Annotated in this window: 20 protein-coding genes and 1 riboswitch; of the genes, 5 read left to right on the top strand and 15 right to left on the bottom strand. The window is 72.3% G+C overall.

Features of this window, described 5'->3' with window-relative positions; all coding sequences use genetic code 11:
* Window positions 1–30 precede the first annotated feature (30 nt).
* Both ACQSSQ_RS14575 and ACQSSQ_RS14570 read left to right on the top strand, forming a co-directional pair.
* Window positions 31–690: a TetR/AcrR family transcriptional regulator gene (locus ACQSSQ_RS14575; RefSeq protein ID WP_431327801.1), complete on the top strand. Its 660-nt coding sequence runs from the start codon at window positions 31–33 to the stop codon at window positions 688–690.
* Between the two features lie 146 nt (window positions 691–836).
* The gene (locus ACQSSQ_RS14570) at window positions 837–2,333 is read left to right on the top strand and encodes a sodium:solute symporter family transporter (protein ID WP_431327800.1); all 1,497 of its coding nucleotides are present in this window, start codon (window positions 837–839) and stop codon (window positions 2,331–2,333) included.
* Between the two features lie 77 nt (window positions 2,334–2,410).
* Here ACQSSQ_RS14570 and ACQSSQ_RS14565 read toward each other — a convergent pair whose 3' ends face one another.
* Together ACQSSQ_RS14565 and ACQSSQ_RS14560 are read right to left on the bottom strand one after the other, a co-directional pair.
* Window positions 2,411–4,792, bottom strand: coding sequence for a (Fe-S)-binding protein (locus ACQSSQ_RS14565; protein ID WP_431327799.1), 2,382 nt, complete (start codon window positions 4,790–4,792; stop codon window positions 2,411–2,413).
* Between the two features lie 107 nt (window positions 4,793–4,899).
* A complete protein-coding gene (locus ACQSSQ_RS14560) occupies window positions 4,900–6,102 on the bottom strand; it encodes an MFS transporter (RefSeq protein ID WP_431327798.1) in 1,203 nt (400 codons plus the stop codon).
* Between the two features lie 51 nt (window positions 6,103–6,153).
* Window positions 6,154–6,213: riboswitch (guanidine-III (ykkC-III) riboswitch) on the top strand.
* A 22-nt stretch (window positions 6,214–6,235) separates the two neighbouring features.
* Between ACQSSQ_RS14560 and ACQSSQ_RS14555 the strand changes: the two genes are divergently transcribed.
* Window positions 6,236–6,550: a DMT family transporter gene (locus ACQSSQ_RS14555; protein ID WP_431327797.1), complete on the top strand. Its 315-nt coding sequence runs from the start codon at window positions 6,236–6,238 to the stop codon at window positions 6,548–6,550.
* Between the two features lie 19 nt (window positions 6,551–6,569).
* Here the strand turns inward: ACQSSQ_RS14555 and ACQSSQ_RS14550 are convergent, their stop codons facing one another.
* Window positions 6,570–7,115 carry an NUDIX hydrolase family protein gene (locus ACQSSQ_RS14550; protein WP_431327796.1) on the bottom strand — a complete coding sequence of 182 codons (546 nt, stop codon included), beginning with the start codon at window positions 7,113–7,115 and terminating at the stop codon, window positions 6,570–6,572.
* Window positions 7,116–7,162: 47 nt separating this feature from the next.
* On the opposite strand from ACQSSQ_RS14550, the gene ACQSSQ_RS14545 reads away from it, so the two are divergent.
* Complete coding sequence (locus ACQSSQ_RS14545; RefSeq protein WP_431327795.1) at window positions 7,163–8,620, top strand: MFS transporter; 1,458 nt, start codon at window positions 7,163–7,165, stop codon at window positions 8,618–8,620.
* Here ACQSSQ_RS14545 and ACQSSQ_RS14540 read toward each other — a convergent pair.
* From ACQSSQ_RS14540 to ACQSSQ_RS14525, 4 genes are all read right to left on the bottom strand, one after another.
* Window positions 8,592–9,869: a fibronectin type III domain-containing protein gene (locus ACQSSQ_RS14540; protein ID WP_431327794.1), complete on the bottom strand. Its 1,278-nt coding sequence runs from the start codon at window positions 9,867–9,869 to the stop codon at window positions 8,592–8,594. The two genes, ACQSSQ_RS14545 and ACQSSQ_RS14540, sit on opposite strands and share 29 nt — an antisense overlap.
* Window positions 9,870–9,997: 128 nt before the next feature.
* Window positions 9,998–10,687: a GPP34 family phosphoprotein gene (locus ACQSSQ_RS14535; RefSeq protein WP_431327793.1), complete on the bottom strand. Its 690-nt coding sequence runs from the start codon at window positions 10,685–10,687 to the stop codon at window positions 9,998–10,000.
* A 39-nt stretch (window positions 10,688–10,726) separates the two neighbouring features.
* On the bottom strand, window positions 10,727–11,344 hold the full coding sequence (locus ACQSSQ_RS14530; protein WP_431327792.1) for a nitroreductase family protein: 618 nt from the start codon (window positions 11,342–11,344) through the stop codon (window positions 10,727–10,729).
* A gap of 1 nt (window position 11,345) precedes the next feature.
* Window positions 11,346–11,945 carry a hypothetical protein gene (locus tag ACQSSQ_RS14525; RefSeq protein ID WP_431327791.1) on the bottom strand — a complete coding sequence of 200 codons (600 nt, stop codon included), beginning with the start codon at window positions 11,943–11,945 and terminating at the stop codon, window positions 11,346–11,348.
* A 61-nt stretch (window positions 11,946–12,006) separates the two neighbouring features.
* Here ACQSSQ_RS14525 and ACQSSQ_RS14520 point away from each other — a divergent pair, with 61 nt between their 5' ends.
* Window positions 12,007–12,675 (top strand): hypothetical protein, encoded by a 669-nt coding sequence (locus ACQSSQ_RS14520; RefSeq protein ID WP_431327790.1) that lies wholly within the window; start codon window positions 12,007–12,009, stop codon window positions 12,673–12,675.
* A gap of 19 nt (window positions 12,676–12,694) precedes the next feature.
* On the opposite strand, the gene ACQSSQ_RS14515 is transcribed toward ACQSSQ_RS14520, so the two are convergent.
* From ACQSSQ_RS14515 to ACQSSQ_RS14480, 8 genes are all read right to left on the bottom strand, one after another.
* Window positions 12,695–13,486 (bottom strand): DUF1295 domain-containing protein, encoded by a 792-nt coding sequence (locus ACQSSQ_RS14515; protein WP_431327789.1) that lies wholly within the window; start codon window positions 13,484–13,486, stop codon window positions 12,695–12,697.
* Window positions 13,483–14,733: a class I SAM-dependent methyltransferase gene (locus ACQSSQ_RS14510; RefSeq protein ID WP_431327788.1), complete on the bottom strand. Its 1,251-nt coding sequence runs from the start codon at window positions 14,731–14,733 to the stop codon at window positions 13,483–13,485. The genes ACQSSQ_RS14515 and ACQSSQ_RS14510 overlap by 4 nt, the downstream gene beginning before the upstream one ends.
* Window positions 14,730–16,046 (bottom strand): class I SAM-dependent methyltransferase, encoded by a 1,317-nt coding sequence (locus ACQSSQ_RS14505; RefSeq protein ID WP_431327787.1) that lies wholly within the window; start codon window positions 16,044–16,046, stop codon window positions 14,730–14,732. The genes ACQSSQ_RS14510 and ACQSSQ_RS14505 overlap by 4 nt, the downstream gene beginning before the upstream one ends.
* Window positions 16,043–16,735, bottom strand: coding sequence for a DUF1365 domain-containing protein (locus ACQSSQ_RS14500; RefSeq protein WP_431327786.1), 693 nt, complete (start codon window positions 16,733–16,735; stop codon window positions 16,043–16,045). Before ACQSSQ_RS14500 ends, ACQSSQ_RS14505 begins: the two co-directional genes overlap by 4 nt.
* Complete coding sequence (locus ACQSSQ_RS14495; protein WP_431327785.1) at window positions 16,732–17,991, bottom strand: NAD(P)/FAD-dependent oxidoreductase; 1,260 nt, start codon at window positions 17,989–17,991, stop codon at window positions 16,732–16,734. The genes ACQSSQ_RS14500 and ACQSSQ_RS14495 overlap by 4 nt, the downstream gene beginning before the upstream one ends.
* Window positions 17,992–18,033: 42 nt before the next feature.
* Window positions 18,034–18,540 carry a MarR family winged helix-turn-helix transcriptional regulator gene (locus tag ACQSSQ_RS14490; protein WP_431327784.1) on the bottom strand — a complete coding sequence of 169 codons (507 nt, stop codon included), beginning with the start codon at window positions 18,538–18,540 and terminating at the stop codon, window positions 18,034–18,036.
* 85 nt (window positions 18,541–18,625) lie between these two features.
* Window positions 18,626–20,131: a gamma-aminobutyraldehyde dehydrogenase gene (locus tag ACQSSQ_RS14485; RefSeq protein ID WP_431327783.1), complete on the bottom strand. Its 1,506-nt coding sequence runs from the start codon at window positions 20,129–20,131 to the stop codon at window positions 18,626–18,628.
* Window positions 20,132–20,215: 84 nt separating this feature from the next.
* The gene (locus tag ACQSSQ_RS14480; RefSeq protein WP_431327782.1) at window positions 20,216–20,389 is read right to left on the bottom strand and encodes a hypothetical protein; all 174 of its coding nucleotides are present in this window, start codon (window positions 20,387–20,389) and stop codon (window positions 20,216–20,218) included.
* Window positions 20,390–20,439 lie beyond the last annotated feature (50 nt).

Here is a 20,439-nt window from a genome sequence, read left to right as displayed (position 1 = left end):
AAACGGGATCGCGACTGCTACCTTCCCCGCATGAGCTCGGGACTCGGCCGACCACGCGCGAAGGGGCCCTCGACGTCGGGTCTGTCCACCGAGGAGGACATCCTCGTCGCGGCGGCGCGGCTGTTCTGCGAGTCCGGCTACGGGAGCACGAGCACGCACGCGATCGCGCGCGCGGCCGGGATCTCGCAGGCGACCATGTACCACTACTTCGCGGGCAAGCACGCGATCCTGCTCGAGCTGCTGCTGCGCACCGTGCGCCCGTCGGTCGTCGTCGCGTCGGCCCTCGTCGAGGACGAGTCCGATGCCGACGTCCGCCTGTGGGCGCTCTGCGCGTACGACGTGCACCTGCTGCTGTCCGGCGAGGAGAACACGGGGTCGCTCTACCTCCTGCCCGAGCTCGGCGACCTGCGGTTCGCCGAGTTCCACGCCGAGCGGCAGCGCCTGTTCGACGTCTACCGCGCCCTCGTCGCGCAGGTGCTCGGCGTCGACCTGCCGGAGGCGCAGGAGCAGGCGAGCCTCGTCTTCGGGCTCGTCGAGTCGACGATCCTGCGACGGCGCAACGAGCCGGAGATGGTCGTCAGGGGAGCGGGTGAGCGGATCGGGGATGCCGCGCTGCGCATCCTCGGTGTCGGCGACGACCGGATCGCGCGGGTCCGCACGGCGGCGCGGCCGCTCGTCGAGCGCGGTTGAGCGGCCACGTCGGGACCGCCCGTTAACACGAACGTGCGCCATCGAGGCGCGCGGGCGTAACACGGGCACGCCTGAATGGTGCTCACTATCTGTCGACCGACCGAAAGTGGTCCGGAGCGACAGGCGTCCCGCATGAGGAGTGCACCATGATCATCACCGGAGTCGCCTTGACCGTGCTGGTCGTGCTGGTGGTCGGCATCGCCGTCGCCCGCAAGATCGACGGCGACAGCGCCAACTATCTCGTCGCCGGGCGCCAGCTCGGCATCCCGCTGGTCGCGGTCGCGCTCACGACGGCCGCGGTCGACAGCAACGCCACGGTCGGCAACACCGACCTGAGCTCGGCGTACGGGTTCTGGGCCGGGGCCTCGCTCGCCCTCGGCCTCGCGATCTGCCTCACGATCGCCGGGCTCTTCCTCGCCAAGCCGATGAACCGGATGGGCCTGTTCACGCTCGGCGACTTCTTCGCCCGGCGCTACAACCGACCCGTGGAGGTGACGTCGTCGGTCCTGATGATCTTCGCGTTCACGATCCTCCTCGCCGGCAACCTGGTCGCGTGCGGCTTCCTGGTGGAGTACTTCACGACCATGTCGTACGAGGTGGGCGTCGTCCTCGCGGTGCTGCTCGTCCTCGCGTACACGATCGGCGGCGGCATCTACTCCGACGCCTACACCGCCGTCATCCAGGCCGTCATCACCGTCGTCGCCACGGTCACGCTGCTGTTCTGGGTGATGACCGAGTACGGCATCAGCGTGCCGGCGGGCATGGGACCGTTCGACCTCGGTCAGCTCACGGACACGAGCCAGGGCGCGGCGATCAACTGGGCCACGCTGATCTCGCTGGGCATCGGCGACCTGGTCGCGATCGACTTCATGCAGCGGATCTTCGCCGCGAGGTCGCCGGAGGTCGCGCAGAAGTCCTGCTTCATCGGCGCGGGCTTCACGGCCGCCATCGGCATCGTGTGGTCGCTGGTCGCCCTCACCGCCGCCTCCGAGCTCGGACTGTCGGCGGAGAGCGCGCCGATCATGTACCAGCTGCTCGACGACTTCGCGCCCGCGATCCTCGCCGTGCTGGTGCTCTCCGGTGTCGTCGCGGCGTCGTTCTCGACGGCGTCGGGAGCGATCCTCGCGACCTCGGCCGTCGCCGTGCGCAACATCGTCGGCATCCGCCGGGAGGTCGAGCCCGGACAGCCCGACCCGCTGCTGCGCTGGACCCGCGTCGCGATGATCCCCGTGGTCCTCATCGGCATCTTCCTGGCGATCCGGGTCAGCCAGACCGGCATCCTGCTCACCCTCGCCTTCGACCTGATGCTGGCCTGCCTGATCGCGCCGTTCCTGCTGGGCCTGTTCTGGTCGCGGTCGACGTCGACGGCGGCGCTGGTGGGCACCGGTGTGGGCCTCGTCGTCCGCGTCGTCCTGCTCATGCTGACGCCGACGCTGTACGGCGTGCCGAACGACCTGCTGTACGTCGACAACGCGCTCGTCGGGGCCGGCTTCGACGGCTGGGCGACGCTCGTGTCGGCGGCCGCCGGAGTGATCGCGTTCGTCGTCACGTCGCTGCTCACGACCTCCGACCCCGAGGAGGAGAAGGATCTGGTGTCCGCGAACGTCACGGTGTCGCGCGACGCCGAGCCGGACCTCGTCTGAGGGAACCCCCGCCCTCGCGAGAAGGCGAAGCCCCCACCCGGACTCCGGGTGGGGGCTTCGTCGCGAGACGGCGTCCGTCAGGCCTTCGGGTGGCCGTGGCCCTCGTCGTCGACGTGGACGTTGGACTCCTCGGCGATCGCCTCGTTCTCCTCGGCGGTGCCCGAACCCGGCTCGTCCAGCTCGGCGCTCTGGCCCTCCGGCCGCTCGAGGACGGCCGTGGCGGTGGCCGCCATGCCCGCGTCCGCGACGGTCGCGTCGGGGCCGGGTTCCGTGGCGGCCTCGGCGGCGGTGCTGCGCTTGACGCCGGCGAGCAACAGCTGCGCGACGTCGAGGACCTCGACCTCCTCGCGGGCGGCGCCGTCGGCCTGCTTGGCCGTCAGCCCGTCGGCGAGCATCACGCGGCAGAACGGGCAGCCGACCGCGATCTGGTCCGCGCCGGTGTCGATGGCCTCCTGGGTGCGGTTGAGGTTGATCCGCTCGCCGAGCGTCTCCTCCATCCACATCCGAGCGCCACCGGCGCCGCAGCAGAACGACCGCTCGGAGTTGCGCGGCATCTCCTTGAGCTCGGCGTTCGGGATGACGTTGAGCAGCTCGCGAGGCGCCTCGTACACCTGGTTGTGGCGTCCGAGGAAGCACGGGTCGTGGTAGGTGATCGTCTTGCCGGCGACGCCCGCGTCGGTCGGGGCCAGCGGCGTCAGCCTGCCCTCGCGCACCAGGCGGTTGAGCAGCTGCGTGTGGTGGACGACCTCGAGCTCGATGCCGAAGTCCTTGTACTCGTTCTTGAGCGTGTTGAAGCAGTGGGCGCAGGTGGAGACGACCTTCTTGACCTTCGTCTCCTTGAAGACCTCGATGTTCTGCGCAGCGAGCTGCGCGAACACGATCTCGTTGCCCGCGCGGCGTGCCGGGTCGCCCGTGCAGGTCTCGCCGTCACCGAGCACCGCGAAGGAGACGCCCGCGGTGTCCAGCAGCTCGGCGACCGCCTGCGTCGTCTTCTTGGCCCGGTCCTCGTACGCGCCGGCGCACCCGACCCAGAACAGCCAGTCGACCTCGTCGAGGTCCTCCACGTCGACACCGACCTGCTTGACCTCGAAGTCGAGGTCCTTCGCCCAGTCCATGCGGTTCTTGGGCGACATGCCCCACGGGTTCCCCTTGCGCTCGAGCCCCTTGAAGATGTTGTTCAGCTCGGTGGGGAAGTTGGACTCGACGAGCACCTGGTAGCGGCGCATGTCGACGATGTGGTCGACGTGCTCGATGTCGACCGGGCACTGCTGGACGCACGCACCGCAGTTGGTGCACGACCACAGGACGTCCGGGTCGATCACGCCGTACATCGACTCGTCGCCGATGAGCGGGCGCTCGGCCTCCTTGGTGACGTCCTCGGCGAGGCCCTCACGGCCGTCCTCGCCGGCCAGGACGTACGGCGACTTCGCGTACGCGTGCTCGCGCAGGCCCATCACGAGGAGCTTCGGCGACAGCGGCTTGTCGGTGTTCCAGGCCGGGCACTGCGACTGGCAGCGGCCGCACTCGGTGCAGGTGGTGAAGTCCAGGATGCCCTTCCAGGAGAAGTCCTCGACCTTGCCGACGCCGAGCTTCTCGAACGCGTCCTCGTCGAGGTCCTCCATCGTCTCGATCGTCACCGGCGTCTCGCCGACGTAGATCGGCTGGAGGCCGCCGAGCGCGGTGCGACCGGACGACTCGCGCTTGAACCAGATGTTGAACCAGGCGGTGAAGCGGTGCCAGGCGACGCCCATCGTGATGTTGAGCGAGATCGTGATGAGCCAGGTCATCGAGATGACGATCTTGACCATCGCGACGGCGTAGATCGTGGTCTCCAGAGCGCCGACCGACATCCCGGAGAAGATCTCGCCGAGCCAGAAGGTGCCGGGGAAGTGGACGAACGTCGCCTCGGCCGGGTCGTCGTGGGAGAACAGCGCGTACTCGAGGCCGCGCAGGAGGAAGCCGCAGACGACGACGGAGAGGATGACGGCCTCGACGAAGTAGGCCTGCCAGAAGGTCGAGCCGAAGAAGCGCGACTTGCGGCCGAGCTGGTTGGGCTTGTTCCGCTGGCGGACGAAGATCAGGTAGAGGATGCCGATGAGGGTCAGCCACGAGAAGAGGTCGGCCACCCACTGGTAGACCACCCAGTGCCCGATGACCGGCAGGACGGCGTGGGCGTCGAAGACCTGGAAGTACGCGGCGGCGACCATCGAGGACAGCAGGATGAAGCCGGCGAACACGAACCAGTGCATGATGCCGATCCAGTGCCACTGGAGCATCCGCGTGTGGCCGATGGTCTCGACCAGCATGTTCTTCCAGCGCGCGCCCTTGTTGTCGGTGCGTGTGCCCCGTGTCGGGCCGCCCATCCGCACCACGCGCACCATCGCGGTGATCGCCTTGGCGGCGAGTGCGACGGCGACGGCGGTGATGGCCAGCGACACGACGATCGCGACGACCTGCATGCTCAGCTCCTGCCGGTAGTACGGTCAAGCGAACCTTAGCCCGAGGCATCGGGGTCCTCCGGGTAAGGTACGCCAAACACTACCCACGGGTAACTTCCGGGTCCGATCTACTCGAGGGGCGCCTCGCCCTCCACCGGGACCAGCGGAGCGGCGACGACGGGGCAGAGCGCGACCAGGGCGAAGGCGAGCGGGAAGCCGAGGAGCGTCACGGCGCCGCCGATCAGCGGCGGGACCGTGGAGGCCGTGAGGTACTGGCCGGTGTTCTGGATCCCGAGCGCCCGCCCCGACCAGAACGGACCAGCCTGCTCGGCGATCGCGGTGAAGGCGAGCCCGTTGTCCGCGACCGTGACGACCGTGGCCACGACCAGGAGCACCACCGCGACGACGTCCCAGCCGAGTCGGTCGGTGACTGCGAGCCCGACCATCGTGGCGGCCGCGACGATCGCGACCCAGCGCATGGGGCGCAGCCGGCTCCCGACGAGGTCGGACAGCTGGCCGGCGCCGATCCGCCCCACGGCGCCCAGCAGCTGGGTGGCGGCGACCAGGCCGCCGGCGGCACCGGCCGACCATCCGAGGTCGCCGACCAGCCAGACGAGCGCGAAGGTCCACACCGTGAACTGCGGGACGACGAGCAGCATCGACGCGAGGTGGATGCGGACGAGGTAGCGGTTGCCGTACGGGTGGGCGAGCTGGCTGGCTGCCTGGGCGTCGGCGCGGCTCGGGCGCGGAGGGTCGGCGACGACGAGCGCACAGGCGAGCGCGGCGACGGCCGCGGTGACGGCCGGGACCCAGAGCGCGGTGGCGATGCCCTGGGAGATGGCGAGGGGCGCCATCGTCGCGGCGGCGAGCCCGACGCCCAGCGGCTGCGCCATCTGCCGGATCCCCATCGCCAGGCCGCGGCGGTGCGCGGGGAACCAGCCGGCGACGACGCGCCCGCTGGCGGAGTTGGTGCTCGCCGCGAAGGCTCCGGCGAGGAGGAGCGCGGCGCACAGTGCGCCGAGGTGGTCGGCGACCGCGACCGCGAGGGCCGAGCTGAGGGCCACGCCGACGGTCCCGCTGATGAGCACGAGGCGCTCGCCGTACCGGTCTGCCGCCGCGCCCCAGGCGACCAGCGCGAGCATCGTGCCGATCAGCGGCATCGAGGCGACGAGGCCGGCCGTGGACAGCGAGCGCCCCTGCGACTGGAGCGCGGGGATCAGGAACGCGGCCCCGTGCGCGAGGCAGGCGCCGGACACCTGGGCCGCCGTGGCGACGGCGAGCATGCTCCAGTGCCGGGCAGTGACGCGGGGGGCGGCGACAGCGGTGTCCATATGGCGAGACTCCAATCTCGGAATATGGATATCCTACGTCTGGTATCCTGGGCTCAGCCACCCGGCTCCGGACGAGAAGCGACGTACCCGGTCATGCGAAGACGTCGACACCCCTGATCCAGGAGTTCTCGTCATGGCATGGCTGATCCTCGTCCTCTCCGGCATCCTCGAAGCGGTCTGGGCGACCGCGCTCGGACGCTCCGACGGCTTCACCAAGCTCGTCCCGACCGCCGTCTTCGGCGTCGCCGTCGTCCTCAGCATGGTCGGGCTGGCCTACGCGATGCGCACGCTCCCCACCGGCACCGCGTACGCGGTCTGGGTCGGCATCGGCGCCTCGCTGACCGTCGCGTACGCGATGGTGACCGGCGGTGAGCCCGTGAGCGTGCTGCGTCTGCTCTTCCTCGCGATGATCATCGGCGGGGTCGTCGGGCTGAAGGCGGTGCACTGAGGGTGCGACCGGCGGCGGGTCAGCCGCCGAGCACGCCGAGGTGGCCGAGCGCCTGGCGCAGCAGGGCGCCACGACCGCCCTCCATCTCCGCGGAGACCGCGTCCGTCGACGCCTCCTCCGGGGTGAGCCAGGTCAGCTCGAGCGCGTCCTGGCGCGGCTGGCACTCTCCCGACACCGGCACGACGTACGCGAGCGCGACCGCGTGCTGGCGCGCGTCGAAGAACTGCGAGGCCCCGGGGTAGGGGAAGTACTCGGTGACCGCGAACGGCACCGTGCTCACCGGCAGCACCGGGAAGGCCGTCGGGCCCAGGTCCTTCTCGAGGTGGCGCATCAGCGCGTCGCGGATGCGCTCGCCGTGCATCACCCGTCCGGAGACGAACGAGCGGGTGATCGCGCCCGTGTGGGCGGAGCCGCGCAGCAGCAGGCCGACCTCCGTGACGAGCCCGTCGGGATCCATGCGGACCGGGACCGCCTCGACGTACAGCATGGGGACGCGGTTGCGGGTCTCGTCGAGGTCGTGGTCGGAGAGCCAGCCGGGATTCGGGTCGGGCGTGCGTACGGTCATGCCGCCAGTCTTCCGCATGAGGCCACAGCCTTGCGTACGGTGGCGAGGTGGCCGATGCTGTTCGCCTTCGCAGCGCTCCAGGGCGCTGGCTGCTGCTCGCGACCGTGCTCGGGTCGAGCATGGCGATGCTCGACGGCACGGTCGTCAACGTCGCGCTGCCGACGATCGGGGACGATCTCGACGCGGAGGTCGAGGGCCTGCAGTGGGTCGTCAACGGCTACACGCTGGCGCTCGCGTCGCTGATCCTGCTCGGTGGGGCGCTCGGCGACCGCTGGGGTCGTCGCCGGGTGTTCGTGATCGGCGTGCTGTGGTTCGCGCTCGCGTCGCTGCTGTGCGGCGTCGCGCCGAACGTCGAGACGCTGATCGCGGCGCGGGTGCTCCAGGGCGTCGGCGGCGCGCTGCTGACACCGGGCAGCCTCGCCCTGATCTCCGCGTCCTTCGACCCCGACGACCGCGGCGCGGCGATCGGCGCCTGGTCGGGGCTGGGCGGGGTCGCGACGGCGATCGGCCCGCTGCTCGGCGGCTGGCTGGTGGAGGCGGTGAGCTGGCGCGCGGTCTTCCTGCTGAACCTGCCGCTTGCCGCGGTCGTCGTATGGGTGTGCGCGCGTCACGTGCCGGAGAGCCGCGACCCCGACGCGCCTGCGCACTTCGACGTCCTGGGCGTGGTGCTCACCGCCGGCGGCCTCGCCGTCCTCACCTACGGCCTGATCGGTTCCGACACGTGGCTCGCGGTGGCCGGGCTGGTGGTGCTGCTGCTGTTCGTCGCGCAGGAGCGCCGCAGCCCCAACCCGCTGGTGCCGCTCGGTCTCTTCCGCGACCGCGTGTTCACGGGGGCGAACCTCGTGACCTTCGTCGTGTACGGCGCCCTGGGCGCGGTCTTCTTCCTGCTGGTGGTGCAGCTCCAGGTCGTCGCGGGCTACTCCCCGCTGGCCGCCGGCGCGGCGACGCTGCCCGTCACGATCCTCATGCTGCTCTTCTCGTCGTACGCCGGTGCGGTCGGCACGCGGATCGGTCCGCGGATCCCGATGACCGTCGGTCCGCTGGTCGCGGCCGCGGGGCTGCTGCTCATGCTGCGCATCGGGCCGGACGCGTCGTACCTCACCGACGTCGCCCCGGGCGTCATCGTCTTCGGCATCGGGCTCACGATCCTCGTGTCGCCGCTGACCACGGCAGTGCTCGCCGCGGCACCCGACCACCTCGCCGGGATCGCCTCGGGCGTCAACAACGCGGTCGCACGGACGGCGCAGCTGCTCGCCGTGGCCGCCCTTCCGCCGCTGGTCGGGATCGTCGGAGGCGCGCTGTCGGACCCGGACCTCTTCGACGAGGGCTTCGACCAGGCGATGGTCGTGTGCACGGTGATGCTCGTGGCCGGTGGCCTCATCGCGTGGGCGACGATCCGGACCCGCCCGAGCACGCACGCCATCCCTGTCGAGCAGCAGGCGGGGTGCGACGTGTCGGCACCCCGCCCGTACCCGACTACTTCTTCACGCGAAAGATCTTCTTGACCGTCGGGCCGTAGCCCTTGGCGTTGCGGGCCCTGATGGAGACGGTGACCTTGCCGTTGCGCAGCTTGGACCGCTTGACGACCAGGCTGCGACGCGAGCCGGACACGGTCTTGGCCACGAGGGTCTTGCCGCCCTTCCTGACGACGACCCGGTACGCGGTGATCCGCGCTCCGCCGGTGGACGCCGGCGCCTTCCAGGAGATGCGGCGCTTGGCGGCCGTCTGCTTCCCGGAGACCTTGAGGGCGCGGACCTTCGACGGACGCGTCACCACCGGGGCGGCGGGCGTCGCGACGAGCGGGGCGTACGTGCGGACGCTGTTGCCGGCGTACTGCGCGGCCGTCACACGGCCGGCAGCGTCCACGTGGATGCCCCACGGCATGTTGAGGCCGGTGTGGCTGCCCTTGAGGACCACGGTCGGCGTTGCGTTGCCGACGGCGCCCTTGGCGAACACCTTGATCGTGCTGTCGGTGTAGCTGGACGTGTAAAGGTTGCCGCGGGCGTCCTCACCCAGCCCGGAGACGATGCCGAGGTCGGAGACGAGCCCGCCGAGCACCCGGTCGGGCGCGACGTTGCCGGTGTCGGAGGTGGCGAACTGCAGCACGGCCTCGTTCTCCGTACCGACCACCAGGGAGCCGTCTGCCCGCAGCAGGAGGCTCCAGGGGCGGTAGAGCTTCGTCTTGTCGCCGGCGATCAGGCGGTCGGGAGCGACGGTCCCGCTCGCGGTCGAGTCGAAGTAGGCGACGGTGTGGGCCGACCAGCTCGCGGCGTAGATGCCGCCGTGGGCGTCGACCTCGATCGCCGCCACGCCGTCGAGCTGGTTCGCCGGCGCCGTGATGGTGCGGACCGGAGCCTCGTTGGGAGCGCCCGTGCCGGGGGTGGGCGGGTAGACGGTGATGCGGTCGGCGTCGTGGTTGGCGACGTAGATGTATCCCGCCGCGTCGACCTCGATGTCGTCCGGGGTGGCGAGGAGGGTCGCAGCGCCGCTGATCACGCGGACCGGTGCCGCGTTGCCGGTGGCGTTCGCGGCGAACACCAGGATCTTGTGGGTGTCGCGGTTCGCGACGTACAGGCGGCCGAAGCGGTCGCGTGTGACGCCGACCGGATCGGCGAGCTGGGTCGCGGCACCGGCGAGCGTGGTCGCGGGCGCGCGGTCGAGGTCGGCGGCCTGGGCGGCAGGGGCGCTGACGAGGGTGCCGGCGCCGAGGGCCAGCGCCGCGACGACGCCGAGGGTTCGGGGGTAGGGGCTCACGGACGTGCCTCTCTGTCGGGCGGGGTCCCGGGCGGGAGCACGCCACAACGTAGGGGCTCGGACGTCCCTCGCGGCGCGAATTGTCGCGCGGATCGTCGCGCGGGCCGCGGTCGTGCGACGGCGGTCGCTCAGACCGAGGCGGTCCGCTGCTCGGGGCCGGGCTTGACGCCCGCCGCGCCGGCGGAGTCGGCGAGGGAGCAGAGGGCCGTGTGCACCGCGCAGCGCAGCTCGTCGCCGCCGCCGGCGCGTGGGGTCGCGCACCAGGAGCGCACCTGCGCCGCGTCCGGCCGCGCCGGGCTCACCAGCTCCAGGAGGTCGGCTCCGTCGAGGACGGTGACCAGGCCGGCGGCACGCGGCTCCAGCTCCGCGCCCGGCTCCGGAGCCGTCGCGCCTGCGGTGGTGAAGATCTGCTGCAGGTCCTCACGGACGACCGCGCTCGTGTCGGGCGAGGCGGCGTACCAGCGGACCAGGATCTTGAGGACGAGCGTCCGGTGCACCTCGCGGCGCAGCATGCCGCGCTCGGCCATGCTGTCGAGCACCGTCTCGCGGAGCGTCAGCGCCAGGTGCCGGATCGCGTCGCACACCCCGACCGGGAACTGTCCGGTCAGCAAGGAGAGCCCGCTGCCGAGCAGCGGCTCTTTGGGGGAGGTGTCGCCGAGGACGAGGACGTCACCCGGCTCGAGGCGGAGATGACCGGCGGCGGCGAGGTCGAGCAGGAGCGCGCCCGCGAGCGCGTGGTCGACCCGCGCCTCGCGTCCACGCAGCCTGCCGGTCTCGGGATCGAGAGCGAGCAGCGTGAGTTCCTCGGCGAGCAGCATGCCGCGAGGCTACTCGTGATGTTGATCACATGCCAGGGCCTAAGGTCCTGATCTGTCCCACCGACCTCGGTGCACGACCTCGTCGAGCGGACGGCGGCCGCGCCCGCGCGAGGACGGGACATGGTCGTCGGCACGGTAGCCGACCGTGATCGCGCCGACCGGCTCGTAGGCCTCCGGGACCCCGAAGGCCGCACGGAACGCGCCGGTGCGGGTCGGCGGGATCCCGAAGAAGCACGCGCCGAGGCCCTCGTCCACGGCGGTGAGCAGCACGAGCAGCGACGCCATGCCGGTGTCGACGTACCAGTACGGCACGGCCCACCGCGCCTCGTCGCGGTCGGTCCACCCCTTGTCGGGCTCGGCGTAACGGTCGAGGTAGGCGTCCTTGTGCGCCAGCGGCACGATCACGACGGGCGCGGTCGTCATCCCGCGCAGCCAGCGCGAGGGCTCGGCCCCTCGGGCAGGTGGGGTGGTCGCCTCCCAGAAGCGGGCGACGTCGTCGGGGGAGTCGAGGACCAGGAACGCCCAGCCCTGGCTGAACCCGGCGCTGGGTGCGTGGGTCGCGTGCTCGAGCATCCGGTCGACGAGCGCGCGCGGCACCGGCCGGCCGTCGTACGCCCGCACCATGCGCCGTCTGCGGACGACGTCGCCGAGCTCCACGTCAGGCGTCCCGGGTGGTGCTGTCCCGTGCGCTGCTGTCGAGGTCGAAGTGCATGTCCGCGGCCTCGGCCTCCTCGTCGTACCCGTCCTTGGGGCGGCCGAGGCGGCCACGCAGGTTGCGACGGGAGAGGAGCAGCAGGTCCCAGGTGCTCGTGTCGACCATGTCCGGGTCGAGGTGCTCCAGCGCGCGGATGCCGATGTTGAGCCACCGCTCCGCGGCGAGCGGCTCCCCGGCCTCGTCGTACAGGTCCGCCATGTAGTGGGCCGACAGCGGCGTGATCCGTCCCGACCGGCGGTAGCGGTCGGCGTACTCCGCGGGGTCGAGCCCCTGCGCGAGGGCCGCGCCGACGCGGACCACGTCGGGATGGATCGCGGACGCGCCGGCGGCGGAGTCGGCCAGCTCGAGCACCTCCGCCTGGCGCTCCCAGGCACCGTCGAAGCCGAGGAACTCCGACGCGGCGACCAGGAGCGAGCGCGGCGTGACGTCGTCGTCGAGCTCGTAGCCGTCCGCGGTCGCGTACTCGACCAGCTTCTCGGCCTTCTGGCGTGAGGTGAGGTCGGACTCCTCGACCGCGTCGGTGTCGTCCCGCGTGATGCGCATGGCGTCCAGTATCCCGTGCGCCGGCTGCGCCCGGCGCCGCGCACCCGGCAGGATGACGCGCATGGAGGGTGCGTCGAGGGTGTCGGAAGGGCCGGGCTGGTCGTGGTGGCGCACGGCGTCCGGCCGGTGGCTGGAGGTCGCCGACGACGTGGCGGGCGTCCTGCCGCCGGGTGCGGCCGCCGGTGTGGTCGCCGTGGCGTGGCCGCGGGGACGGTGGACGTTCACGTTCCGCGGCGACCCCTTGCCGTACGAGGCGCCGATGCCGGTCCGCGCCGACCCGCTGCTCACGTCGGCCATGACGGTGCTCGCCGCGGCGAAGCAGGCGAAGGTACGAGGCGAGACCGGCGTGCGGGCCGCCTTCGGCGAGCTCGTGTCCTCCGAGCCGGGCGAGGGCCTCACCGCGGCGCGCGTCACCGGGGTCCTGGACGTCAGGGCGCCGTCCGAGCCCGACCGCGACGCGCTCGTCGACGCGGTCCTCTCCCAGGCGCGGGCCCGCGCCGAGCGCGACCGGACCCAGGTCGAGGTCGAGGCGGACGAGATCCACCCGGCGCTGGTCTTCGACATCGTCGCGGTGCGCACGCTGGTCGACGCCCTCGGTGCGGTCGAGGTCGGCACGCCGGGTGCCGACCTCGCCGCACGCGCCGTACGACGAGGAGAGCCGGCGCTGGCGCTCGTCAGACGTGAGCGCGACGACCGGCTCGTCCGCGAGGCGCTCGCGGCGATCGGATGACGGCCGGCGCCCCGCGGGGTCAGCGACGGGGCGGGAGCGGGACGAAGCCGGAGGTGCGGGCCATGTAGTCCCGGTACGCCGGCCGCTTCGCCATCCGCCTCTCCAGCACCTTCTTGCCCGAGCCGAACGCGAGCAGGTAGACCATGATCGCCGGCCCGAACACCGTGAGCGCCCCCGGCCAGCGGTCGGCGCCGACGAGGAAGATCCCGACCCACACGCAGGCGTCGCCGAAGTAGTTCGGGTGCCGCGTCCAGCCCCACAGCCCGCGGTCCATCACCGGTGGCCTCCGGTCCTTCGGCAACGCCTTGTAGCGCTCGAGCTGGGCGTCGCCGACCGCCTCGAACACCAGGCCGACGAGCCACACGGCGATGCCGGCGTACGCGAGCAGTCCCAGCGGGCCGTCGAGGAACATGCCCACCTGGACCGGCGCCGAGATCACCCAGGCGAGCGCGCCCTGGAGCCCGTAGACGACCGCGACGATGCCCAGCTCGCCGCGGTCGCGCAGGAACTCTTCGTAGCGGGGGTCCTCCCCGGCGCCGATGCTGCGACGGCCGATGTGGACCGCGAGGCGCAGACCCCACACCAGCACGAGCACCAGGAGCACCCAGCGCCGGGCGTCGTCGCCGTGCCCGGCCGAGAGCACGAACGCGACGACGGCGACCGCGCAGAACAGCAGCCCCCACGCGACGTCGATGACGGCGTGCTTGCCGGCCACCTTCGCGGCGCCGTACGTGACGGCGAGCACGGCGACGACCGCGAGCGCGGTCCACGGCAGCGCGCTCCAGAAGGCGGGGTCGAGCGACGAGGTCATGCGGCGGCCGCCCGGGTCGCCACGACCTGGTCGACGCCCATCCGACCCTGCTCGAACGCGAGCCCGCCGCCCACGAGGTAGAGCCGCCACATCCGCGCCTGCTCCTCGCCGACGAGCGCGACCGCCTCGTCGAACCGCTTCTCGTACGCCGCCTGCCAGTCCGCGACCGTGCGGGCGTAGTGCTCGCGCATCGCCTCGACGTCGAGGACCTCGAACCCGCCCGACTCGAAGAACGCGAGCGTCTCCGAGAGGGGCCGCATGTGCATGTCCGGCGCGATGTAGGTCTCGATGAAGGGACCACCGCCGGGAGCCGCGCCGGAGCGACGCGACATCTGCTGGACCAGCACGCGACCGCCCGGGCGGAGGTGGCGCCGGAGGACGGCGAGGTAGGTGCCGTAGTTCTCCTCGCCGACGTGCTCGCCCATCTCGATCGAGGCCACGGCGTCGAACCCGGCCCCACCCTCGGTCTGCGCGAGCGCGTCCAGCGAGCGGTAGTCCTGGAGGCGGACCTCCACCTGGTCGCCGAGCCCGCGCCGCTCGATCTCGGCGGTGACGTACGCGTGCTGCTGCTCCGACAGGGTGATCCCGAGGACGCGGGCCCCGTGGCGCGCGGCGGCGTGCAGCGCCAGCGAGCCCCATCCGCAGCCGACGTCGAGCAGGGTCGAGCCCGCAGTGACGCCGAGCTTTGCGCAGACCAGGTCGAGCTTGGCGAGCTGGGCCTGCTCGAGCGTGACGTCGTCGCGGTAGTACGCGCTGGAGTAGGCCATCGTCGGGTCGAGGAACAGCGCGTAGAACGCGTTGGACAGGTCGTAGTGCGCGGCGATGACGTCGGCGTCGCGACGCGTGGTGTGCCGGTCCCCGCGCAGCCGGATCTCGGAAGCGGGAGGACGGGGGCGCGGACCGAGCACGCCGAGGCGCAGCGCGGAGGGGGCCGCCCGGGCCCAGGTCCGCCACCCCGGCCGCGAGGGCGGGTCGACCGCGAGGCCGTCCCAGACCGTCCGCAGCCCGTCGGCGAGCGCCTCGGCGCCGCCCGGCACGTCGAGGTCGCCGCGGATGTAGGCACGCGCGAGCCCGAGCTCGCCCGGCGACCACGCGACGTGGCGGAGCGCACGACGCGAGCGGACGTCGACCAGCGGCGCGTCGGCCGGTCCGGACGTGCTCCCGTCCCAGGCACGGATCCGGACCGGCGGCTCGGCGCCGACGAAGGGGGTGACGAGGTCGCGGAGCCACTCGGCGTACGACGTCATGCGACGCTCTCCTGCTCCTCGGCGGTGGGCTTCTCGAGCGCGTACTGGACGACGTCGAGGTACCCGGAGCGGAACCCGGCCTCCGAGTACGCCAGGTAGAACGACCACATCCGGCGGAACACGGCGTCGAAGCCGAGCGCGGTGACCCGGTCGGCGTGGGCCTCGAACTGGCGGCGCCAGCGGCGCAGCGTCTCGGCGTAGTGGGCGCCCAGCGACCGTTCTGAGTCGATCCGCAGCCCGGCCGACGCGGCGCGCTCCGCGATCACCTCGCGCGACGGGATCGCGCCGCCGGGGAAGACGTAGTTCAGGACCCAGGTGTCGGTGTCCAGGCTGGCGAGCATCCGGTCGTGCGGCATCGTGATCGCCTGGAGCCCGACCCGCCCTCCGGGGACGAGCCGGCGCGACAGCGTCGTGAAGTACTCGTCCCAGTGCTCGGCGCCGACGGCCTCGATCATCTCCACGCTCGCGACCGCGTCGTACACCCCCGCGGTGTCGCGGTAGTCCTGGAGCAGCACCGTCGCCCGGTCCCCGAGTCCGGCGGCGACGATCCTGCTGCGGGCGAGCGACGCCTGCTCCTGCGACAAGGTGATCGTGGTGACGTGCGCACCGCGGTCGGCCGCCTGGACCGCGAGCTCGCCCCAGCCGGTGCCGATCTCGAGGAGCCGTGTCCCCGGGCCGACGCCGGCCAGGTCGAGCACCCGGGCGACCTTGCGGCGCTGCGCGTCGGCGAGGCTCTCCTCGGCCGCCTCGTCCCTCCCGGCGTCGTACGACGCGGGATCCGCCGCGAACAGCGCCGACGAGTAGCTGAGCGTCGGGTCGAGGAAGGTGCGGAAGAGGTCGTTCGACAGGTCGTAGTGGCGGGCGATGTTGGTGCGCGAGCCGGTGCGGGTGTTCGCGTCACCGCGGGGCCGGCGGGGGACCGCGACCCGGCGGAGCCGCTGGAGCGGTCGCGGCACGAGCGTCGCGGCCGAGGAGGCGAGCACGGTCAGCACGCCGGTGAGGTCGTCGGCCTCCCAGTCGCCGGCCATGTAGGCCTCGCCGAAGCCGATCAGGCCCCGCGAGCCGAGCCGTGCGTGGAAGTCGTCCGGTCGGACCAGGCGCATCAGCGGATCCGTCGGCCCGCCGGCACCGCGGACGGTCCCGTCCGGCCACTGCACCCGCAGCGGCAGGCGGCGCACGGCGCTGGCCACGACGGCGCGCGCGGCGGCGCTGCGCACCCGGCTGCGGGGGACCGCGGCCACCTGCGGCCAGCGGTCAGGGTCGATCCTGAGGTCCGCGTCGCCACCAGGCGGGGCGGGCTCCAGCGAGATCATGCGTGTCCTCCTCGGGGAAAGGGGCGTAGGCCCCGTAGGTAGAGCTTGACGCCGTGCCAGCGGATGGCGGCGCTCACGCCGCGGGTGCGCCACGGCCGCCCGAGGGCCGACCAGAGCGACGCGCCCCTGCTGCGGGTGCCGGTCATCGTCGCCGTGAACGGCGCCTGGCCCGGGCGGTGCAGCGTGACCACCACGGCGAGCTCGTCGTCCGGCTCGGGTACGCGGATCGTGTAGTGGCCGTCGACCGGGTTGAACGGCGAGACGTAGAACGCCTTCGCGACGTCGGCGCGCCCCTGACCGTCCGGGCGCAGGAGATAGCAGTGGCGGCCGCCGTAGGTGTTGCGGACCTCGGCGACGACACCGGTGCGGGTGCCGTCGTGGTCGTACAGCGAGAAGAGCGTGAGGGGGTCGAAGGCGTGGCCGAGCACGCGGGGCTGCGCCAGCATCGTGACGCGGGCGGGCCTCGCGACGCCGGACCGGGCGAGCCACGCGTCCACGTTCTCCCGCAGCGTGCGCGCGGGGTCTCCGAGGTGGTCGGCGCTGTGGAACCCCACGAGCCACCCGAGCCCGCGCGGGAGGCGCGGCAGGTCGTCGAGGTCGACGAGCCAGACCGCCCCCTTCGACGCCAGGCCGTACCGGACCGGGCTGTGCCGCTGGTGGCGGATCGTCACGTCGTAGCGCGCGGTCACCAGGAGACCCCCAGGCTTCGCGCCGCCTCGACCCCCGAGCGGCAGCCGTCCTCGTGGAAGCCCCAGCCGTGGTACGCGCCGGCGAACGCGATCACGCCGTCGTTGAGGGAGGGCAGGATCTCGTGGGTGCCGACGGACTCGGGGGTGAACACCGGGTGCGCGTAGTCCATGCGCGCGAGCACGGTGTCGTCGGCGACGTCATGACCGTCGTCGTTGAGCGTGACGAACCACTGCGGAGTGGTGTCGAGGCGCTGCAGCCGGTTCATCGCGTAGCTGACCCGCACCGCTGAGGAGCGCGCGTCGCAGTCCGGCATCCGGTAGTTCCACGACGCGGCGGCGCGGGCCTGCCGCGGCATGACCCGGTCGTCGGTGTGCAGCGTGGTCGCGTTGCGCGAGTAGCGCCACGGGCCTAGCGCGGCGCGCTGCTGGGGAGTCGGGTCGGCCAGCAGGTGCAGCGCGTCGTCGGCGTGGGTCGCGATCACGGCGGCGTCGAACCGCGTACGCCCGCCGTCGGCGTCGTGGACCTCCACGCCGTCGGCCGTGCGGGACACCGCCGTCACCGGGAGGGCGGTGTGCACCGCGGTGAGGCCCTTGACGACGCGCTCGACGTAGCGTGCCGACCCTCCCACCACGGTCATCCAGGGGGGCGAACCGGAGACGGAGAGCATGCCGTGGTGGGAGAGGAACTGGAAGAGGTAGCGCGCGGGGTAGGCGTACGCGGTCTCGGCGTCGCACGACCACACCGCCGACACGAGCGGGACCACGAAGTGCCGGCGCGTGTAGGTCCCGAAGCGGTGCCGGTCGAGGAACGCGCCGAGCGTCAGGTCCTCCTCGTCGCTCGCGAGGTGGACCCGCGCGCGTCGGTGGAACCGGGGCACGTCGGCGAGCATCCGCAGGTACGCCCCACGCCGCGCGTGGGACGCCGCAGGGAAGAGGCCGGTGAACCCGCGCGCCCCCGCGTACTCGAGCCCGCACCCGTCGCAGCGCACCGACATGCTCATCTCCGACGGCTGCGTCGCCACGCCGAGCTCGTCGAAGAGCCGGGTGAGCCACGGGTAGGTCCGCCGGTTGTGCACGATGAACCCGCTGTCCACGCCGACGGTGCGGCCGTGGTCGTCCAGGAGGTCGTGCGTGTGGGCGTGCCCTCCGAGCCGGTCGTCCGCCTCGTACACGGTCACGTCGTAGTCGCGCTGCAGCAGGTACGCCGCGGTCAGTCCGGAGACCCCCGCACCCACGACCGCCGCACGCCGCCTCACCGGCACCACCCCACGCATCGCCTCATGCAGGGTGTTCGGAGCTCAGTCCTCCGTGGATGGGTCCTGCGGTGAGACCGGCTCGACGTGGTCGGCGTAGTTGCGCAGCACGAGGATGGCCTGCTCGAGGAACGCGTGGACGCGGGCGGCCGACTCGTCGTCGAGGTCGCCGGTGAGCTCGCGGATCGCGGTGACGAGCGGGGCCGAGGCACGGCGGGCGTCGGCGTACGCGGAGTCGGTCGGCTGGAGGCTCGTCCGGCGTCGGTCGGTCGGGTGCGGGGTGCGCTCCATGTGGCCGGAGGACACGAGCCGGTCGACGGCGACCGTCGCCGACGCTGAGCGGATGCCGAGGCGGTGGGCGAGGTCGCCGACGCCCATCGGGTCGGGAAGCGACGCCATGGCGTGGTCGAGCGCGAGAGCGTCGGTGACCCCGATGCCGATCTCCGCAGCGAGCCGGGCATGCACCGACGGCGCGAGGCGCAAGAGCTCTCTGAGCTGCATCCCGAGCATGAAGCGGACGTCGGTCCGGTCGACCGAAGGCAGCGAGTCCACGGCATCATGGTACGGGACTCTATAGGTAGATTGTCTACCTATCAGATCGTCGGCGCGGCGGCCCGACGGCTCGGGGAGAGCTGGGTCAGCCGCTCATGACGGTGCTGTGCCACCCCTTGCGCGGCTCGCCCGTGAGGTCCTGCATCACGTGCTTGACCTGGGTGTACTCCTCGAACGAGTACGTGCTCATGTCCTTGCCGTAGCCCGACTGCTTGTAGCCGCCGTGAGGCATCTCGGACACGATCGAGATGTGGTCGTTGATCCACACGCACCCGGCCTGGATCTCGGCCGCAGCCCGCTGGGCGCGGTAGACGTCGCGCGTCCACGCCGACGCCGCGAGGCCGTACGGGGTGTCGTTCGCGAGCCGGATCGCCTCGTCGTCGGAGTCGAAGGGCAGCGCGACCAGGACGGGGCCGAAGATCTCGTTCTGGACCGCCTCGGCGTCCTGCGCGAGCCCGGTCAGGAGCGTCGGCTCGTAGTAGAAGCCCGGCCGGTCCGGCGCGCTGCCACCGCACACCACGTCGGCGCCGGCGGCGCGGGCGCGGTCGACCATCGCGGCGACCTTGTCCCGGTGCGCCGCCGAGCTGAGCGCGCCGAGGTCGGTCGCCGGGTCGGTGGGGTCGCCGACGACGACCTTGCGCATCAGCTCCGCGACGCCGGCCACGAAGTCGTCGAAGCGGCTCGCGTGGACGTACGCCCGGGTGGCCGCCGTGCAGTCCTGACCGCCGTTGATCAGCGATCCGGCGACGGCGCCCCGCACGGCGGCCTCGAGGTCCGCGTCGTCGAACACGACGAACGGCGCCTTGCCGCCGAGCTCGAGGTGGACGCGCTTCACCGAGGCGGCCGCGGTCGTCGCGATCTGCCTGCCGACCGCCGTCGACCCGGTGAAAGACACCATCCGGACGCCCTCGTGGCCGACGAGGGCGGTGCCGGTCGACGGGCCGGGACCGTTCACGACGTTCACGACGCCGTCGGGCAGCCCCGCCTCGGTCGCCGCCTGCGCCAGCATGAGCGAGGTGAACGGGGTGATCTCGGCCGGCTTGAGCACGATGGTGTTGCCGGCGGCGATCGCGGGGAGGACCTTCCAGGCGGCCATCTGCAACGGGTAGTTCCACGGGGCGACCGAGCCCACCACGCCGATCGGTTCGCGGCGGATCGACGAGGTGTGGTCGCCGGAGTAGCGGCCGCTCGCCTTGCCCTCCAGGTTGCGGGCGGCGCCGGCGAAGAACGCGGTGTTGTCGATCGTCCCCGGCACGTCGAACTCCGTCGACATGCGGATCGACTTGCCGGTCTGCAGCGTCTCGGCGGCCGCGAGGTCGTCGGCGATCTCCTCGAGCCGACGGGCGAGCGCGTGCAGGGCGGTGCTCCGCTCGGCCGGGGTCGCTCCAGCCCACTCGGGGTACGCCGCCGCTGCGGCTCCCACGGCGTCGTCGACGTCGGACTGCGTGGCGGAGGCGAACGTCCGGACGACGTCACCGGTCCCGGGGTTGCGCACGACGACGTCGTCGGGGCCTGAGCCCTCGGCGTACCGGCCCCCGACGTACTGTCCGGCCGGGATGGTGCTGGGGTCGAAGGCGCGCGGTGCGGTCATGGCGCGATTCCAGCACGTCCGGGGAACGCGGACAACAGCCGGTGTGTCACCGCGCGGCTGCCGGCGGTGACGTCCTGTCGCCGGTCAGGCGATGGTCTTGGGCAGCGCGATGACGAGCAGGGCCGCGAAGAACGCGAGGACGATGCACGCGACCGCCGTGCCGGCGAGCTTGGCCGCGGTCGAGCGGTCGATCACCAGCGGCAGCATCCCGACACCGGCCACCACGGTGAAGAGGGCGATCTGGCCCCAGGTCGTCATGTCGCTCTCCTCCGGTCCCGCACCCGCGCGTTCGGGCGCGGTCCCAACCT

The organism is Mumia spirodelae (assembly GCF_050632745.1).
In the GTDB taxonomy this organism is placed as follows: domain Bacteria; phylum Actinomycetota; class Actinomycetes; order Propionibacteriales; family Nocardioidaceae; genus Mumia.
The sequence above is the reverse complement of the archived record's forward strand: the minus strand, read 5'-3'. Positions and strand labels throughout refer to the sequence as shown.

Coding starts and splice junctions, on each gene's coding strand:
- ACQSSQ_RS14575 (WP_431327801.1), top strand. CDS start 31: ATGAGCTCGGGACTCGGCCGACCACGCGCGAAGGGGCCCTCGACGTCG.
- ACQSSQ_RS14570 (WP_431327800.1), top strand. CDS start 837: ATGATCATCACCGGAGTCGCCTTGACCGTGCTGGTCGTGCTGGTGGTC.
- ACQSSQ_RS14565 (WP_431327799.1), bottom strand. CDS start 4,792: ATGCAGGTCGTCGCGATCGTCGTGTCGCTGGCCATCACCGCCGTCGCC.
- ACQSSQ_RS14560 (WP_431327798.1), bottom strand. CDS start 6,102: ATGGACACCGCTGTCGCCGCCCCCCGCGTCACTGCCCGGCACTGGAGC.
- ACQSSQ_RS14555 (WP_431327797.1), top strand. CDS start 6,236: ATGGCATGGCTGATCCTCGTCCTCTCCGGCATCCTCGAAGCGGTCTGG.
- ACQSSQ_RS14550 (WP_431327796.1), bottom strand. CDS start 7,115: ATGACCGTACGCACGCCCGACCCGAATCCCGGCTGGCTCTCCGACCAC.
- ACQSSQ_RS14535 (WP_431327793.1), bottom strand. CDS start 10,687: ATGCTGCTCGCCGAGGAACTCACGCTGCTCGCTCTCGATCCCGAGACC.
- ACQSSQ_RS14525 (WP_431327791.1), bottom strand. CDS start 11,945: ATGCGCATCACGCGGGACGACACCGACGCGGTCGAGGAGTCCGACCTC.
- ACQSSQ_RS14520 (WP_431327790.1), top strand. CDS start 12,007: ATGGAGGGTGCGTCGAGGGTGTCGGAAGGGCCGGGCTGGTCGTGGTGG.
- ACQSSQ_RS14515 (WP_431327789.1), bottom strand. CDS start 13,486: ATGACCTCGTCGCTCGACCCCGCCTTCTGGAGCGCGCTGCCGTGGACC.
- ACQSSQ_RS14510 (WP_431327788.1), bottom strand. CDS start 14,733: ATGACGTCGTACGCCGAGTGGCTCCGCGACCTCGTCACCCCCTTCGTC.
- ACQSSQ_RS14505 (WP_431327787.1), bottom strand. CDS start 16,046: ATGATCTCGCTGGAGCCCGCCCCGCCTGGTGGCGACGCGGACCTCAGG.
- ACQSSQ_RS14485 (WP_431327783.1), bottom strand. CDS start 20,131: ATGACCGCACCGCGCGCCTTCGACCCCAGCACCATCCCGGCCGGACAG.
- ACQSSQ_RS14480 (WP_431327782.1), bottom strand. CDS start 20,389: ATGACGACCTGGGGCCAGATCGCCCTCTTCACCGTGGTGGCCGGTGTC.